13 protein-coding genes and 1 pseudogene are annotated in these 15,396 nt (G+C 28.9%); 9 read left to right on the forward strand and 5 right to left on the reverse strand.

Annotated features, from left to right (window positions below; genetic code table 11):
- Positions 1-150 precede the first annotated feature (150 nt).
- A complete protein-coding gene (locus AXF11_RS06445) occupies positions 151-1,248 on the reverse strand; it encodes an RNA-guided endonuclease TnpB family protein (RefSeq protein ID WP_068156065.1) in 1,098 nt (365 codons plus the stop codon).
- Positions 1,249-1,647: 399 nt separating this feature from the next.
- On the opposite strand from AXF11_RS06445, the gene lacA reads away from it, so the two are divergent.
- The 8 genes from lacA to AXF11_RS06485 all read left to right on the forward strand — a co-directional run bounded on the left by lacA (position 1,648) and on the right by AXF11_RS06485 (position 9,541).
- Complete coding sequence (gene lacA, locus AXF11_RS06450; protein ID WP_068156067.1) at positions 1,648-2,070, forward strand: galactose-6-phosphate isomerase subunit LacA; 423 nt, start codon at positions 1,648-1,650, stop codon at positions 2,068-2,070.
- Positions 2,071-2,119: 49 nt separating this feature from the next.
- A complete protein-coding gene (gene lacB / locus AXF11_RS06455) occupies positions 2,120-2,635 on the forward strand; it encodes a galactose-6-phosphate isomerase subunit LacB (protein ID WP_060918037.1) in 516 nt (171 codons plus the stop codon).
- A 128-nt stretch (positions 2,636-2,763) separates the two neighbouring features.
- Entirely contained in the window at positions 2,764-3,702 is a 939-nt protein-coding gene (locus AXF11_RS06460; protein WP_068156070.1) for a tagatose-6-phosphate kinase, read from the forward strand.
- A 93-nt stretch (positions 3,703-3,795) separates the two neighbouring features.
- Positions 3,796-4,773: a tagatose-bisphosphate aldolase gene (lacD, locus tag AXF11_RS06465; protein ID WP_068156072.1), complete on the forward strand. Its 978-nt coding sequence runs from the start codon at positions 3,796-3,798 to the stop codon at positions 4,771-4,773.
- A gap of 65 nt (positions 4,774-4,838) precedes the next feature.
- The gene (locus tag AXF11_RS06470; RefSeq protein ID WP_068156073.1) at positions 4,839-5,156 is read left to right on the forward strand and encodes a PTS lactose/cellobiose transporter subunit IIA; all 318 of its coding nucleotides are present in this window, start codon (positions 4,839-4,841) and stop codon (positions 5,154-5,156) included.
- Complete coding sequence (locus AXF11_RS06475) at positions 5,156-6,859, forward strand: lactose-specific PTS transporter subunit EIIC (RefSeq protein WP_068156076.1); 1,704 nt, start codon at positions 5,156-5,158, stop codon at positions 6,857-6,859. Before AXF11_RS06470 ends, AXF11_RS06475 begins: the two co-directional genes overlap by 1 nt.
- A 53-nt stretch (positions 6,860-6,912) precedes the next feature.
- Positions 6,913-8,319 carry a 6-phospho-beta-galactosidase gene (gene lacG / locus AXF11_RS06480; protein WP_068156079.1) on the forward strand — a complete coding sequence of 469 codons (1,407 nt, stop codon included), beginning with the start codon at positions 6,913-6,915 and terminating at the stop codon, positions 8,317-8,319.
- 214 nt (positions 8,320-8,533) lie between these two features.
- Entirely contained in the window at positions 8,534-9,541 is a 1,008-nt protein-coding gene (locus AXF11_RS06485; protein ID WP_068156083.1) for a LacI family DNA-binding transcriptional regulator, read from the forward strand.
- Between the two features lie 230 nt (positions 9,542-9,771).
- Here the strand turns inward: AXF11_RS06485 and acpS are convergent, their stop codons facing one another.
- From acpS to hemA, 4 genes and pseudogenes are all read right to left on the reverse strand, one after another.
- Positions 9,772-10,137 (reverse strand): holo-ACP synthase, encoded by a 366-nt coding sequence (gene acpS / locus AXF11_RS06490; protein ID WP_068156086.1) that lies wholly within the window; start codon positions 10,135-10,137, stop codon positions 9,772-9,774.
- Between the two features lie 18 nt (positions 10,138-10,155).
- Positions 10,156-11,655: a uroporphyrinogen-III C-methyltransferase gene (cobA, locus tag AXF11_RS06495; RefSeq protein ID WP_068156089.1), complete on the reverse strand. Its 1,500-nt coding sequence runs from the start codon at positions 11,653-11,655 to the stop codon at positions 10,156-10,158.
- A gap of 43 nt (positions 11,656-11,698) precedes the next feature.
- Positions 11,699-12,645 (reverse strand): annotated as a pseudogene (hemC, locus tag AXF11_RS06500) (hydroxymethylbilane synthase).
- Positions 12,646-12,654: 9 nt separating this feature from the next.
- On the reverse strand, positions 12,655-13,671 hold the full coding sequence (gene hemA, locus AXF11_RS06505) for a glutamyl-tRNA reductase (RefSeq protein WP_068156091.1): 1,017 nt from the start codon (positions 13,669-13,671) through the stop codon (positions 12,655-12,657).
- Positions 13,672-13,913: 242 nt separating this feature from the next.
- Here hemA and AXF11_RS06510 point away from each other — a divergent pair, with 242 nt between their 5' ends.
- Positions 13,914-15,371: a PTS transporter subunit EIIC gene (locus tag AXF11_RS06510; RefSeq protein ID WP_068156094.1), complete on the forward strand. Its 1,458-nt coding sequence runs from the start codon at positions 13,914-13,916 to the stop codon at positions 15,369-15,371.
- Positions 15,372-15,396: the final 25 nt, after the last annotated feature.

Below are 15,396 nucleotides of genomic sequence, written 5' to 3' on the forward strand. Positions count from 1 at the left end.
CTTTTTTTATATCAAATCTTAAATTCAAATCAATAAGGTGAACTACTCCCGCTTTTAAAAGCGGGAGCTTCTTGGGAAGTATCTGCTTTTGCTAGCCAAATATATTTACCAAGCTCTTCGGGCAGTCCCTGCCCTGTTTTTTTTATTTTCCTAATATTCCAACATCAATTTTCCAATGTTTTTTATATTCAGTGCCGCATTGTAATCTCTATCAATCTCAATTCCACAGCACTCACATTTATAACTTCTTTCTGATAATTTCAATTTTTCTTTAACGTTTCCACATTTACTACAAGTTTTCGATGACGGAAACCACTTATCTATCTTCAAAAATTGTTTCCCTAAAAACATTAACTTATATTCAAGCATCCTCAAAAACATTCCCCATCCATTATCTCCTACACTTTTCCCAAAATTTAATGCCTGACTCATCCCTTTCATATTCAAATCCTCAACAACCACAGCATTATACGTTTCAGACAATTTTTTTGATAATTTATGTAAAAAATCTTTTCGACAATTTTTGATATACTCATGTAGTTTTGATATTTTCTCTTTTTGTCTATACCAATTTTTAGAAAATTTTACTTTTCTCGATAATGATTTTTGTAATTTTTTCAATTTTTTCTCCAACATCTTAAAATATTTTGGATAATCAGCTCTTTGGTTTTCAGAACTGACAAATAATTCAGACATTGAAAAATCAAGTCCAATCACTTTATCATTACTTGGATTTTTTTGGATTTCTTTTTCAAATTCCGTCAAAATAGAAACATAGTAATTTCCATTACTGTTTGTTAGTGTTACCGACTTTATTCTATAATTCTTTGGTATTTCTCTATGATATTTCAATTTTACTCTTTTCAATTTTGGCAAAACCAAATATTTGTTTTCCTCTATTCGTATCGAATTGTTCACACAATTTGTCGTATAACTTTTAACATTATTCTTTTTAGATTTGAACCTTGGAAACTTTGCTCTCTTCTGGAAAAAATTCGTAAACGAGCGTTTTACATTTAATTGAGCATTTGAAAGTGCCAAACTATCTACTTCTTTCAAAAATTGATTTTCACTTTTCAAACTGGCAGGTGTAATTATTTTATTTTTTCCAGTTTCTTCATAAATTTTATTAGCAGTATACAAAATCGTATTGTAAACAAAACGAACACATCCAAAAGTCTTGTTTATCAATAATTCTTGATCTTTATTTGGATAAATTCTGTATTTGAATGCTAAATTATATTTCATAAAATTACACCTCCTTTTGATTTTGAATATTATTTCTAATTATTTCTTTAGAAATTTTATTATTTATAACGTCTCTTCGATATTTTATACAAAAATTGTATCATGGATGTATCCTTTTTTCAATAAAAAAAAAGCAATTCATCTCCCACTTGTAGAAAGCCTACGACTTCTTGCTATCTTTTTGTTAAAAATATTATTTTATTATCTAAATAGCAACTAAAACTTTGTTTACTTCAAAATAAGCCACTTAAATTATATAGAAAATATTATATAAAAAAATTTGTTTACTAAACAAATAAACAATTTTATGTTTGAAATACGAACAAAAACTATTGTTTTTTGTTTTTTTTGAGGTATACTCAAAAGTAAGAGAACATTAAAATAAAGGAGATGGCTGTGATGAAAGTAATACTAGGTGCTGATGTGGATGGAAGAGAATTAAAAAACTACATTAAAAATTATCTTTTGGAAAATGGTTATGATGTAGTTGATAAGTCAGAAGATAAAGACTTTGTAGATACAACTTGTGCAGTGGCAAAAGAAGTTTTATCAGATGATGAAAATTTAGGAATTGTGTTTGATGCGTATGGTGCGGGAAGTTTTATGGTCGCTACGAAAATAAAAGGAATGATTGCGGCGGAAGTTTCGGATGAAAGATCAGCATATATGACTAGAAGACATAATAATTCTAGAATTATTACAATAGGATCTGAAATTGTTGCAAAAGGACTTGCTAAAAATATCGTAAAAGATTTTTTAAGTGCTCCTTACGACGGAGGAAGACATCAAATTAGAGTGGATATGTTAAATAAGATGTGTTAGTTTATTTAGTTTAAAAATAATAAAAAAATGATGAAGGATGGGAAAAAATATGAAAATTGCAATTGGATGTGATCACATAGTAACCGATGTGAAAATGGCATTATCGGATTTTTTGAAATCAAAAGGTTATGAAGTTTTAGATTGTGGAACTTATGATTTTACAAGAACACATTATCCAATTTATGGTAGAAGAGTTGGAGAAGCTGTAGTAAGTGGAAAAGCTGACTTGGGTGTTTGTATTTGTGGAACAGGAGTTGGAATCAACAATAGTGTAAATAAAGTTCCAGGAATCCGTTCAGCTCTAGTAAGAGATATGACTTCAGCACTTTATGCAAAAGAACATTTGAATGCAAATGTAATTGGATTTGGTGGTGCAATAACTGGAAAATTATTACTATTTGATATTGTGGAAGCCTTTATAAAAGCAAAATACAAAAAAACTGAAGAAAGTGAAAAATTAATTGAAAAAATTAAAGCGGTGGAAACTGTGAATCCGGAACAAAAAAATGAAGATTTCTTTGATGAATTTTTGGAAAAATGGGACAGAGGGGAATATAAAGACTAGAAAAATTTAAAATTTATTTTCAAAATTTTTTGATTGTATAATGAAATTTAAAATCGGACTTAAAAAAAACCTGTTAATTTATAATATTTTCTCTTCTTAAGTTCGATTTTAAGAAAGGAGCTAGTTAAATGATTTTGACGGTAACGATGAATCCGTCTGTGGATATTTCATATCCCTTGGAGAAATTTAATTTAGATACTGTAAATAGAGTAGTTAAAGTTAGCAAAACACCTGGTGGAAAAGGGTTAAATGTTACAAGAGTGCTAAAACAGTTAAATGATGAAGTTGTTGCAACTGGACTTATAGGTGGTGCTTTAGGAACAGATATTCAAAAGAAATTATTAGAAAAAGGGATTAAAAATAATTTTTTTGAAATTTCAGGGGAAACTAGAAATTGTATTGCAATTCTGCACGAGGGAAATCAAACTGAAATTTTAGAAAAAGGACCGACTATAACAAAATCTGAAAGTGATAATTTTTTGGAGCATTTTGAGAAATTAGTGAAGAGTAAAGAAATTAAAATTATCGCTATTTCAGGAAGTTTACCAGATGGATTGGAAATCAACTATTATTCAAAAATGATTGGAATTTGTGAAAAGTATAAAAAATCAGTTGTATTGGACTGTTCTGGAAAAGCATTGTTAGAAGTTTTAAAAAATAAATATAAACCAAAAGTAATAAAACCTAATACAGAAGAGTTATCACAATTAATTGGAAAAGACGTATCTAAAAATCCAGATGAATTAAAAAAAGTTTTAAAAGATAAATTATTTGAAAAAATTGAGTGGATAATTGTTTCACTTGGAGCAGATGGAGCTTTTGCGAAACGCAATGATAAATTTTATAAAGTAAATGTGCCTAACATAAAAGTTGTAAATCCTGTAGGTTCTGGAGATTCAACTGTTGCAGGAATAACATCGGCAATTTATGAAAATGCAAGTGATGAAAATTTATTGAAGAAGGCTAATACGTTAGGAATGTTAAATGCAATGGAAAAATTGACAGGATTTGTAAATTTGGAAAATTATGACAAATTATTTAATGAAGTAGAAATTTTGGAAATATAATTTCAAAGATAAAAAGCAAATAGAAAAAATATTTATAGAGCAAGGAAGAAAAATCTCTTTGTTAAAAAGTATAAAAAAACGGAGGAAAAAATAATGAAATTATCAGCACAAAAAAGAAAATATTTAGAAAATTTAAGTGATAAAAATGGCTTTATATCGGCACTAGCAATTGATCAAAGAGGTGCCTTGAAAAAAATGATAAATAAAAATCAGGAAAAAGAAGCAACTGCTGAACAGATAAAAGAATTTAAAGTATTAGTTTCAAAACATTTAACAAAATATTCTTCTTCAATCTTGTTAGATCCTGAATATGGATTGGATGCAGCAAAAGCTAGAGATAAAAATGCGGGATTATTGCTGGCTTATGAAAAAACAGGATATGATGCGAATGCAGTTGGAAGATTACCAGACTGCCTTGTTGAATGGTCTGCAAAAAGATTAAAAGAAGAAGGAGCGGATGCAGTAAAATTCTTGTTATACTATGATGTAGACGAATGCGAAGAAATAAATATTCAGAAAAAAGCATATATGGAAAGAGTAGGAGCCGAATGTGTTGCAGAAGACATACCCTTCTTTTTGGAAATTTTAAGTTACGACTGTAAAATTGACGACAACAGTACAGCAGAATATGCGAAAGTAAAACCTAGAAAAGTTATTGAAGCAATGAAAGAATTTTCAAATCCAAGATACAATGTTGATGTTTTAAAAGTAGAAGTTCCTGTAAATATGAAATTTGTAGAAGGATTTGCTGATGGAGAAACTGTTTATACAAAAGAGGAGGCTGCAAATTACTTTAAACTTCAGGAAGAAGCAACATCATTGCCATACATTTATCTAAGTGCTGGAGTAAGTGCGAAACTTTTTCAGGATACATTAAAATTTGCTCACGATTCAGGTGCTAAATTTAACGGAGTATTGTGTGGAAGAGCGACTTGGGCAAATGGTGTGGAAGTGTTTGCTAAGGAAGGCGAAAAGGCGACTGTGGAATGGCTGGACACTGCGGGAAGAAAGAATATTGAAGAACTAAATGAAGTAGTTGAAAAAACAGCAACATCTTGGAAGGAAAAGTAGATTTTAGAAAAATCGAAATAAAAAAAACAAGATAGAAAATAAAAAATATTAAAAGGGAGAGAATTATGACAAAAGAAGATGTAACAATGGTTGGATTTGAAATAGTAGCTTATGCAGGAGATGCAAGATCTAAATTAATGATTGCATTAAATAAAGCTCAAAATGGAGAATTTGAAGAAGCAGAAAATTTAGTAAAAGAAGCTGAAGAATGCTTAGTTGGTGCACATAATGCACAAACAGATATTTTAGCTAAAGAATCAGCTGGAGAAGATTTGGAAATTAGTTTCATTATGGTTCATGGGCAAGACCATTTGATGACAACAATATTATTGAAAGAATTAATGAAACATTTAATAGAATTATATAAAAGAGGAGCGAAGTAATGGAAAAACTGATTGAATTTATAGAAAAAGGAAAACCTTTTTTTGAAAAATTATCTCGGAATATATATTTAAGAGCAATTCGTGATGGTTTTATAGCTGGTATGCCAGTTATATTATTTTCTAGTATTTTTATTTTAGTTGCTTATGTTCCAAATGCTTTTGGATTTTTTTGGCCAAAAAGTATAGAAGCTTTATTAATGAAACCATATAGTTATTCTATGGGAATCTTAGCATTTTTAGTAGCTGGAACAACAGCTAAATCGTTAACAGATTCTGTAAACCGTTCTATGCCAGCAACTAATCAAATTAATTATCTTTCTACGCTTTTAGCCTCAATGGTTGGATTGTTGTTATTAGCAGCAGATCCAACTAAAACTGGAGTTTCAACTGGATTCTTGGGAACAAAAGGACTTTTAACTGCGTTTTTAGCATCATTTATAACTGTAACAATTTATAAGTTTTGTATAAAAAATGAAGTAACTATTAAAATGCCTTCAGAAGTTCCGCCTAATATCTCACAAGTTTTTAAAGATGTAATACCATTTACTTTATCAGTTGTATCACTTTATGTTCTTGATATTCTTGTACGTCATTTTATTGGTACAGGAGTTGCAGAGGCAGTAGGTAAACTTTTTGGACCATTATTTTCAGCAGCTGATGGATATGTAGGAATTACTATTATATTTGGGGCTTTTGCGTTCTTCTGGTTTGTTGGAATTCACGGGCCTTCAATTGTAGAACCAGCTATTGCAGTTGTTACTTATGCTAATATAGATGCAAATTTAAATCTTATGAGAGCTGGACAACATGCGGATAAAATCTTAACTTCAGGAACACAAATGTTTATAGTTACAATGGGAGGAACTGGAGCTACTTTGATAGTACCATTTATGTTTATGTGGATTTGTAAATCTAAGAGAAATAAAGCTATTGGACGTGCTTCTGTTGTACCTACATTCTTTGGTGTAAACGAACCAATTTTATTTGGTGCTCCAATTGTATTAAATCCAGTATTCTTTATACCATTTATCTTTGCACCAATAATAAATGTTTGGATTTTTAAAATATTTATAGATGTACTTGGAATGAACAGCTTTACTGCTAATCTTCCCTGGACAACTCCAGGACCACTGGGAATAATACTGGGAACCAATCTTCAGGTATTATCGTTTATTTTAGCAGCACTTTTAATTGTTGTGGACTTTATTATTTATTATCCATTTATAAAAGTATACGATAAACAAATTCTCGAAGAAGAACGCCTAGGAACTACAAATAACGAATTAAAAGAAAAAGTTGCTGCAAACTTCAACACTGAAAAAGCAGATAATATTCTTGAAAAAGCTGGTGTTGAAAAAACTGCTGCCGTTAAAAATAATATAACAAAAGAAACAAATGTACTTGTACTGTGTGCTGGTGGGGGAACCAGTGGACTTTTAGCAAATGCTTTAAATAAGGCGGCAAAGGAATTTGATGTTCCTATTAAAGCCGCAGCAGGTGGATATGGTGCACATCGTGAAATACTTCCTGAATTTGATTTAGTTATTCTTGCGCCACAAGTTGCATCAAATTTTGAAGATATGAAAGCAGAAACTGATAAGTTAGGAATTAAGTTAGCAAAAACCGAAGGGGCTCAATATATTAGTTTGACCCGTGACGGTAAAGGTGCATTAGACTTTGTGCAAGCACAATTTCAAGATTAATTAATATATTTTAATACTAAGTAATAGTTTTATATAATTATGGAGGTTTAATTATGTCAAAAAAATTACCAGAAGATTTTATTTTTGGAGGAGCAACAGCGGCATATCAGGCTGAAGGTGCAATCAAAATTGATGGGAAGGGACCAGTTGCATGGGATAAATTTTTAGAAGAAAACTATTGGTATACAGCAGAACCTGCGAGTGATTTTTATCATCAATATCCAGTTGATTTGAAACTTTGCGAAGAATTCGATATAAATGGAATAAGAATTTCAATAGCATGGTCAAGAATTTTTCCAAATGGCTATGGAGAAGTAAATCCAAAAGGAGTAGAATTTTATCATAAATTATTTGCAGAATGTAAAAAAAGAAAAGTAGAACCTTTTGTAACTCTTCACCATTTTGATACACCAGAAGTTTTGCACTCCAACGGAGATTTTTTAAATCGTGAAAATATAGAGCACTTTGTAAATTATGCGAAATTCTGTTTTGAAGAATTTAGTGAAGTAAACTATTGGACAACATTTAATGAAATAGGACCTATTGGAGAAGGACAATATCTTGTTGGGAAATTTCCTCCAGGAATAAAATATGATTTTGAAAAATTATTTCAATCACACCACAATATGGTTTTAGCACATGCAAAAGCAGTTAATTTATTTAAGAAAAATGGCTATCACGGAGAAATAGGCATGGTCTGTGCATTACCAACAAAATATCCCTATGATCCAAATAATCCAAAAGATGTGAAAGCGGCAGAACTAGACGACATTATTCATAATAAATTTATTTTGGATGCTACTTTTAATGGTGAATATTCAAAGAATACAATGGAAGGTGTAAATCATATTTTGCAAGTTAATGGCGGAAAATTAGATTTAAGAGAAGAAGACTTTGAAATATTAAAAGCTGCAAAAGATTTGAATGATTTTCTTGGAATAAATTATTATATGAGTGACTGGATGGCTGAATATGATGGTGAAACTGAAATTATTCATAACGCTACTGGAAATAAGGGAAGTTCCAAATATCAGATAAAAGGCGTGGGACAAAGAAAAGCCAATGAAAGTATCCCAAGAACTGACTGGGATTGGATAATTTATCCAAAAGGACTTTACGATCAAATTTTTAGAGTTAAAAAAGATTATCCAAACTATAAAAAAATCTATATCACTGAAAATGGTTTAGGATATAAAGACGTTTTTGAAGACAATACAGTTTATGATGATGCTAGAATTGACTACATAAGACAACATCTGGAAGTAATTTCAGACGCTATAAGAGATGGAGCTAATGTAAAAGGATATTTCTTATGGTCGTTAATGGATGTATTTTCTTGGTCTAATGGCTATGAAAAGAGATATGGATTATTCTATGTTGACTTTGAAACACAAAAACGTTATCCGAAGAAAAGTGCTTATTGGTATAAAAAGGTAGCGGAAACAAAAGAAATTGAATAAAAAAACTGGGGATAGTTTGGGTTATCCCCATTTGTAGTAAAAATTTTTGATTAAATAAATGATTTTTTGCTTTTTTTATTATGCAATATATTCATTACTAAGTTTTTAATCTTTAAAAAGTTCTTACTTTTGCTGTGTTTTTATTCAAAAAATCTTGATAAAATAAAAAAATAAAATATTATAAAATTTTTAAATTAATAGAAAGGAGGGCAAAATGGCTACAATCAGAGAAGTTGCAAAAAAAGCAGGAGTTTCAATAACAACAGTTTCCAGAATATTAAACAATGACGACAGTTTTAATGTGAGTAAAATTACAAAAGAAAAAGTTTTAAAAGTCATAAAACAACTAAATTATGAAAGAAAGAAAAATAAAAATAGAATATCACAGTCAAATATTTCCGTAATAAAGTGTTTTGATGAAAAAATTGAAAACGAAGATCCTTATTTTGTCTCTTTGAAAATAAATTTGGAAAATATGCTAAAGAAAAAAGTTTCAAAAGTGAATTTTTTTGATCTGGAAGAAATTGAAAAATTGATAAAATATAATGAAATATCAAATTTTTCTTTGACAGATGCCGTTATTTTCATTGGAGAAACGAGTAAGGAAAAATTGAAATTTTTTAAAAGTTTAAATGAGAATATTATTTGCGTAGATGTATATGACACGGATAATATCACAGATTATATCAAGTTTGATATGAGAAATTCTGTTGAAATAGTTTTAAATTATATTTTTAAATTAAATCATAAAAAAATTGGACTATTGGTAGGAAGAAATAAAGTCGTAAAAAATTTAGTGGATTTTCGTGAGAAATATTTTAAGGAAATAATGGTAAAAAATGGATTGTATAGAGAGGAATATTTGCAGATTGGGGATTTTTCGATGGAAAGTGGCTATATTATGATGAAAGAAATTTTAAAATTGGAAGATAGACCAACGGCAGTTTTTTGTGGAAATGATTCAATTGCAATGGGAGCATATAAAGCAATTAGAGAAAATAAGTTAAAAATCCCCGAAGACGTATCAATAATAGGATTTAACGATTTGAAATTATCACAATATTCTATTCCGCCTTTGACAACAATAAAAATTGATACAAAATTAATCGCTCAAGAAACGGTAAATTCTTTGATTGAATTATTGGAAGGTAAAAGGGACTATCATAAAAAAGTTTTTTTACCGATTGAATTAATTGAGCGGGAAAGCTGCCAAAGAATATAAATTAAGATTTTTTCCAAAAAATAAAAAAATTATACAGACATAAGAAAATTTAGATTTTTAAAAGCAAATGAAAAATTTGTTATTTAAAATATTTCTAGTCTGTATTTTTATTGTAAGAGTGTAAATTTTTTTGTAAGGCTAAAAAAATTGTATATTACTTAATTTGTGCATATATTTACACAAGATTATGGATATTTTATTTTTAAAATAATTTTATTTTTAGTTATAGTTCATTTGTAAATGATTACCGTTGAAACCGCATATTCTCTGCTATGCGAAATACTTATCTGAATTTTGAGATTTTTTGCAAGTTCCTTTATTTTTCCGTAAAGTGTAACATAGGGTTTTCCCAATTCGTCATTTAAAATTTCAATATCTCTTAGGGAAAAACCGTACACCCCTGTTCCAAATGCTTTAGAAACCGCTTCTTTTGCTGCAAAACGTCCCGCATAACTTGCGTATGGATTTCTTTTTTTTTCGATATATTCAATTTCTTTTTTTGTGTAAACTTTACTTTTGAATAAAGCTATGTTATTTATTGCATTTTTTATTCTCGATATTTCGATAATATCGGTTCCAATTCCATAAATTTCCATATTTTTACCTCAATTTTATTATTTTTTATATTTTAATATTTCTTCAAAAAGTCCGTCTTCCGTGTATCTTTTTGCTTCAATTTGAACATTACAACCTAAATTTTGAATAGTTTTAGTTGTGACGGGACCGATTGAAGCGATAATTTTTTCATTTAATAAATTTTTATTTTTTAAATTTTGCCAAAAATTTTTAAATGTTGAAGAACTTAAAAACATCAAAATATCACTTTTTTTGACATAGTTTTCCACAATTTCTTCTTCATGTTTCACGCCATTTGTATTGTAGACTACGACTTTTTCAAATTTTCTTTCGTATAAATCACCATATTTTTTGGTATTAACTGGCGAAATATTTGAAACTACAAATAAAATTTTGTCGTTTTTAGATGTAAATTTTGTACTTTCATAGGCCAATTTTTCGACTGTGTACTTTTTCGGATAAAAATCTGGAATAATTTTATATTTTTTTATTTCTTCGGCAGTTTTTTCACCGACAACACCAATTTTTACATTCGCCAAAATTCTCATATCTTTTATTTTTTTCATAAATCCAATTACAGAATTTGCGCTGTTAAATAAAATGGCGTCAAAATTTTTTAGATCTGGCAAGTCAAAATCTAAATATTCAATATCAATAAATGGTAGTAAAAGTGCATTTCCGCCAAATTCGTTTATTTTTTGCAAAATATTTTTTTGTTTATTTTTGTTTCTTGTAATTAAAATATTTTTTCCAAACAATTTTTTATTTTCAAACCATTTCATTTTTTCTCGCAGTTTTACAACTTCCCCAATCACAATAATTACAGGAGATTTAACATTATTTTTTCGTACAATTTCACAAATATTTTTTAAATTTCCAATAAATGTCTTTTGTTTAGAAGTCGTCCCATCTTTTATCACGGCAACTGGAGTGTCTTCGGTTTTTCCGTATTTTATAAGACTTTGAGTAATTTTTTCCAAGTTTGAAAGACCCATCAAAAAAATTAGCGTTCCTTTTAATTTTGCAATTTTTGAAAAATCATGCTCTTTCCCATCTTCTCTTGTGTGTCCTGTAAAAATGTGAAAAGAAGTATTAATTCCTCGGTGAGTAACTGGAATTCCAGCGTATTCTGGCACAGCGATTGCAGAAGTAATTCCTGGAATCACTTCAAAATCTATTTTAATATTATTTTTTTTGTTATTTTCCAAAATCGCTTCAATTTCTTCTCCACCACGACCGAAAACAAATGGATCGCCACCTTTTAGACGAAGCACAATTCTAGGTTTACTTTCAGAATTTTGAGTCCCTTTTTCGACAATTTTTTCATTTATCTTTTTTTGCAACTCGCCACCTTCAAAATTTTCTTTTCCCATATAAATGAGTTCGGCATCATTTTTTTTATATTTTAAAATATTTGTATTGACAAGTCTGTCATAAATTATGCAGTCGGCTTTTTCAATAATTTTCTTTAGTTTTAGCGTAATCAATTCTTCGTCGCCACAACCAGCTCCAGCTATAAAAACTTTATTATTTTCCATTTTTATCCCTTTTTATCCTTTCAATTATCCTTTCAAAATTTTTTCATATTTGCTTTTTTATTTTTCGTGCCAGTTCTTGTGCCAATTTTTTCGCATCTTCTTTTTTTCCATAAATTTTGCAGGAAATTCTTTTATTTCCGTTGTAATACATTCCTTTTACCGTAATTTTATCATCTAAAATTTTTGCACAGCAGCCAATCGGAGTGTGGCACCCGCCATCAAATATTTTTGAAAACTCTCTTTCCGCAACACATATTAATTTTGTATTGCGGTCATTTATTTCAAGTAGGAAATTTTTTATAATTTCATCGTCATTTCGACATTCCACACACAAAATAGCCTGTCCGGGAGACGGCATAATTTCATCATCACTAAAATATTGAGTAATTTTATTTTCTAATCCAACTCTTTTTAAACCTGCCGCAGCAAGAACAATCGCATCGTAGTCTTCCGTTTCAAGTTTTTTTAGTCTTGTGTGGATATTTCCTCTTATCCCTTTTACAAGTAAGTCATCTCGTAAATTCAAAATTTCTTTTTTTCGTCTTACACTTCCAGTCCCAATTACAGCGCCTTTTGGCAAATTTTTTAAACTTTTTCCAGTTTTTGAAACTAAGACATCCCTTGAGTCTTCTCTTGCAGGAAAAGAGATATTTATAAGACCTTCTGGAGTTTTTTGCGGCATATCCTTTAATGAATGAACCGCTAGGTCAATTTTTTTTTCTAGCATTTCTTTTTCAATTTCTTTTACGAACAAATCTTTTTGTGTATTAGATTTTATTTTTTCAAAATCCTGCATATTTTTGTCGCCTTTTGTCACAATAACTTTTATTTCAATTTCCAATTTTTTCACATTTTCTTTAAAAATAGATTCAATTTTTTTCTATCATTTTTTAAGAAAAAATCAAATTTTTTTTGCAGCAATTCTTTAATTTTTTCAGCTTGAGCTAATGCCAAAATACTGCCGCGTGTCCCAATAACAATCTTTTTCACATTTTCTCCTTAAATTTTTGAATATTTTTTCTGTTTTTCCAATTTTATTTTTAATTTTTCAAGTTGTTCTTCGATTATATAAAAAAAGTTTTCCACAATTTGTTCCCGCTTTTCCACATTTTGATTATAAAGATCCCAAATGTCATCTAAATTATATAAAAAAACATTTTTAAAAGCTGCAATTTTTTTGTCAATATCTCTAGGAACCGCTAAATCCAAGAAGAAGCGCTCTTTTTCATCACGCAAAATATCTTTTATTCCGCTATATTCCACAATTAAATGTGGCGCAGAAGTTGCGCTAATTATCACATCACTTTTTTTTATAAATTCATATTTTTGGCTAAATTTAGCGGTTCTTATATTGTCATAAACTTTTTTTAATTCTTTCGATTTTTTCTCGCTTCTGTTCGTAACAATCAAATTTTTATGTCCCATTTTATGAAATAAAGTGAGAATTGACTGAGTTAAATCTCCAACTCCAATTATAAAAATAGTTTTGTCTTCAATATTTTTCACTTTTTCTTTTATAAATTTCACTGAAATTGAATCAAGCGACATATTTTTTTCATTAATTTTACTTTTGTTACGAAATTTTTTCCCCGTTTCAATCGCACTGTTAAAAATTATATTTAGTAGTTTAGAAGTTTTTTTATTTTCTAGACATTTGAAAAACGCTTTTTTTATTTGTGCCAAAACTTGATCTTCACCTTTAATAATTGAATCCAATCCACAAATTACATCAAATAAATGAATTAGTGCCTCTTCATTTCTAAAAAAACTCATATTCTGAAAATCAAACTGACTTATAAGATTATTCATCTCAAAATTTTGTTTTGTTTCAAAATATATTTCAATTCTAAGGCAGGTTTCCACAATCACATATCCCAAAAAATCCCCTTTTTCAAAAAAATTTTCAACTATAGTTTTATATTTACTTTTTACAAAATTTTCTCTTTCTTCAATCGACATTTTTTTATAGCTAAAGCTAATTACAAAAAAATTTTGGCAAAAAATACTATTTTGCATCTATTATTTCCTCTCCAAATTTTATAATTTTAAAATTATATATAACAAATAAAGTATAACATTTTACTATACACATATCAATAAAAAATATTTTTTTAGATAGTGTAAAAATTTTAAGTAAAATAATTTGTGATTTCAAGTAAACATTTTATTTTATTTCAAGAAATTAAAAACATTTGGAAAAATAAAAATGTTAAGGTATAATTAAACAAGAGAATTTTAAATTTAAAAGGAAAATTTTTATGGATAAAGAGAAACTAGCGCAAAATATTTTGGAATTTCTTGGAAATAGGGAAAATATTGAAGAAAATACGACTTGTATGACAAGGTTAAGAGTGAAAGTCTTTGATTTGTCAAAAGTGAACGTAAGTGAGTTAAAAAAAGTTGATGAAGTGCTTGGCGTTGTCTGTAATGGAAATTTAGTGCAAATAGTTTTGGGAGCGGGAAAAGTTGATAGAATTGGGAAAAATTTTTCAGAATTGACAAAGCTTTCTTTGAATGAAAGTCGAAACAATGATAACAAAAAAGTTGATACGAAAAATGAAGATATAAAAAAAATATTAATAAAGAATAAAAAAACTTTTGAAAATAATGGAAAATTTCAGTTATTTTTTCAAAAGATAACAAATATATTTGTACCACTACTTCCTGCAATTATTGCGGCTGGACTGCTGCAAGGAGTAACAAATACAATAGATATAATGTCTTTAAATTTTCAGACAATTTGGTGGTATCAGCTGGTAAAGACGATTAGTTGGATAAGTTTTACCTATCTTCCAGTTTTTGTAGGAATTAACGCTACAAAGGAATTCGGAGGAACTGCGATTTTAGGCGGAATTATTGGAGCTTTATTTGTTCAAAATGAAAATATGCCGATTTTAAAAAATATTGGAAATATTGGAAAAGTGATTTTACCAATTGTTAATAAAAATTTTTATGTTGGTGCAGGAGGACTTTTTAGCGCACTATTAGTTGGATTTTTTGTCGCATTTGTTGAAAAAAATGTACGAAAAATTGTGCCAGATATATTATCAAAAATTTTAACTCCTGTGTTGACATTGATTATATGTGGAATACTAGCTATTTTAGTAATTTTGCCACTAGGTGAGATTATCACAAAAATTTTATTTTTATTTTTAAATTTTATTTATAATAAAACAGGGATTATAAGCGGATTTGTTATATCAGCGTGTTTCTTGCCACTGGTATCAATGGGACTTCATCAGGCTCTGATTCCAATATATATTTTATTAAACGACCCATTAGGAGCAACAAAAGGAATAAATTATTTTTTTCCAATTATAATTACCGCTGGTGGTGGTCAAGTTGGAGCGGGAGTTGCACTTTACATAAAGACTAAAAATAAAAAATTGAAAAAAATATTAAAAGATACAATACCTGCTGGCATTTTAGGAATGGGAGAACCTCTGATGTACGGAGTAACACTGCCATTAAAAAAGCCTTTTGTAACAGCGTGTCTTGGTTCAGGCTTTGGAGGAATTGCTGCGGTAATGCTGCATTTGGGAACAATAACTCAGGGAGTTTCAGGACTACTTGCACTTTTAATAGTTATTCCTGGAAGTCAGCTTTTATTTCTTTTAGCTATGTTTTTTGCATATTTGGGAGGATTTGTACTTACATATTTTTGGGGAGTTGACGAAGGAAAGATTTTTGAGATATATGGGGAAGTGAGGAAATAAAATAATGTTTAAATAGAGAAGATTT

Origin of the sequence: Leptotrichia sp. oral taxon 847, from assembly GCF_001553645.1 — a bacterium.
Lineage (GTDB): Bacteria > Fusobacteriota > Fusobacteriia > Fusobacteriales > Leptotrichiaceae > Leptotrichia.

Excerpts from the sequence above, each read along its gene's own strand:
- AXF11_RS06445 (WP_068156065.1), bottom strand. The coding sequence starts at position 1,248 with ATGAAATATAATTTAGCATTCAAATACAGAATTTATCCAAATAAAGAT.
- lacA (WP_068156067.1), top strand. The coding sequence starts at position 1,648 with ATGAAAGTAATACTAGGTGCTGATGTGGATGGAAGAGAATTAAAAAAC.
- lacB (WP_060918037.1), top strand. The coding sequence starts at position 2,120 with ATGAAAATTGCAATTGGATGTGATCACATAGTAACCGATGTGAAAATG.
- AXF11_RS06460 (WP_068156070.1), top strand. The coding sequence starts at position 2,764 with ATGATTTTGACGGTAACGATGAATCCGTCTGTGGATATTTCATATCCC.
- lacD (WP_068156072.1), top strand. The coding sequence starts at position 3,796 with ATGAAATTATCAGCACAAAAAAGAAAATATTTAGAAAATTTAAGTGAT.
- AXF11_RS06470 (WP_068156073.1), top strand. The coding sequence starts at position 4,839 with ATGACAAAAGAAGATGTAACAATGGTTGGATTTGAAATAGTAGCTTAT.
- AXF11_RS06475 (WP_068156076.1), top strand. The coding sequence starts at position 5,156 with ATGGAAAAACTGATTGAATTTATAGAAAAAGGAAAACCTTTTTTTGAA.
- lacG (WP_068156079.1), top strand. The coding sequence starts at position 6,913 with ATGTCAAAAAAATTACCAGAAGATTTTATTTTTGGAGGAGCAACAGCG.
- AXF11_RS06485 (WP_068156083.1), top strand. The coding sequence starts at position 8,534 with ATGGCTACAATCAGAGAAGTTGCAAAAAAAGCAGGAGTTTCAATAACA.
- acpS (WP_068156086.1), bottom strand. The coding sequence starts at position 10,137 with ATGGAAATTTATGGAATTGGAACCGATATTATCGAAATATCGAGAATA.
- cobA (WP_068156089.1), bottom strand. The coding sequence starts at position 11,655 with ATGGAAAATAATAAAGTTTTTATAGCTGGAGCTGGTTGTGGCGACGAA.
- hemA (WP_068156091.1), bottom strand. The coding sequence starts at position 13,671 with ATGCAAAATAGTATTTTTTGCCAAAATTTTTTTGTAATTAGCTTTAGC.
- AXF11_RS06510 (WP_068156094.1), top strand. The coding sequence starts at position 13,914 with ATGGATAAAGAGAAACTAGCGCAAAATATTTTGGAATTTCTTGGAAAT.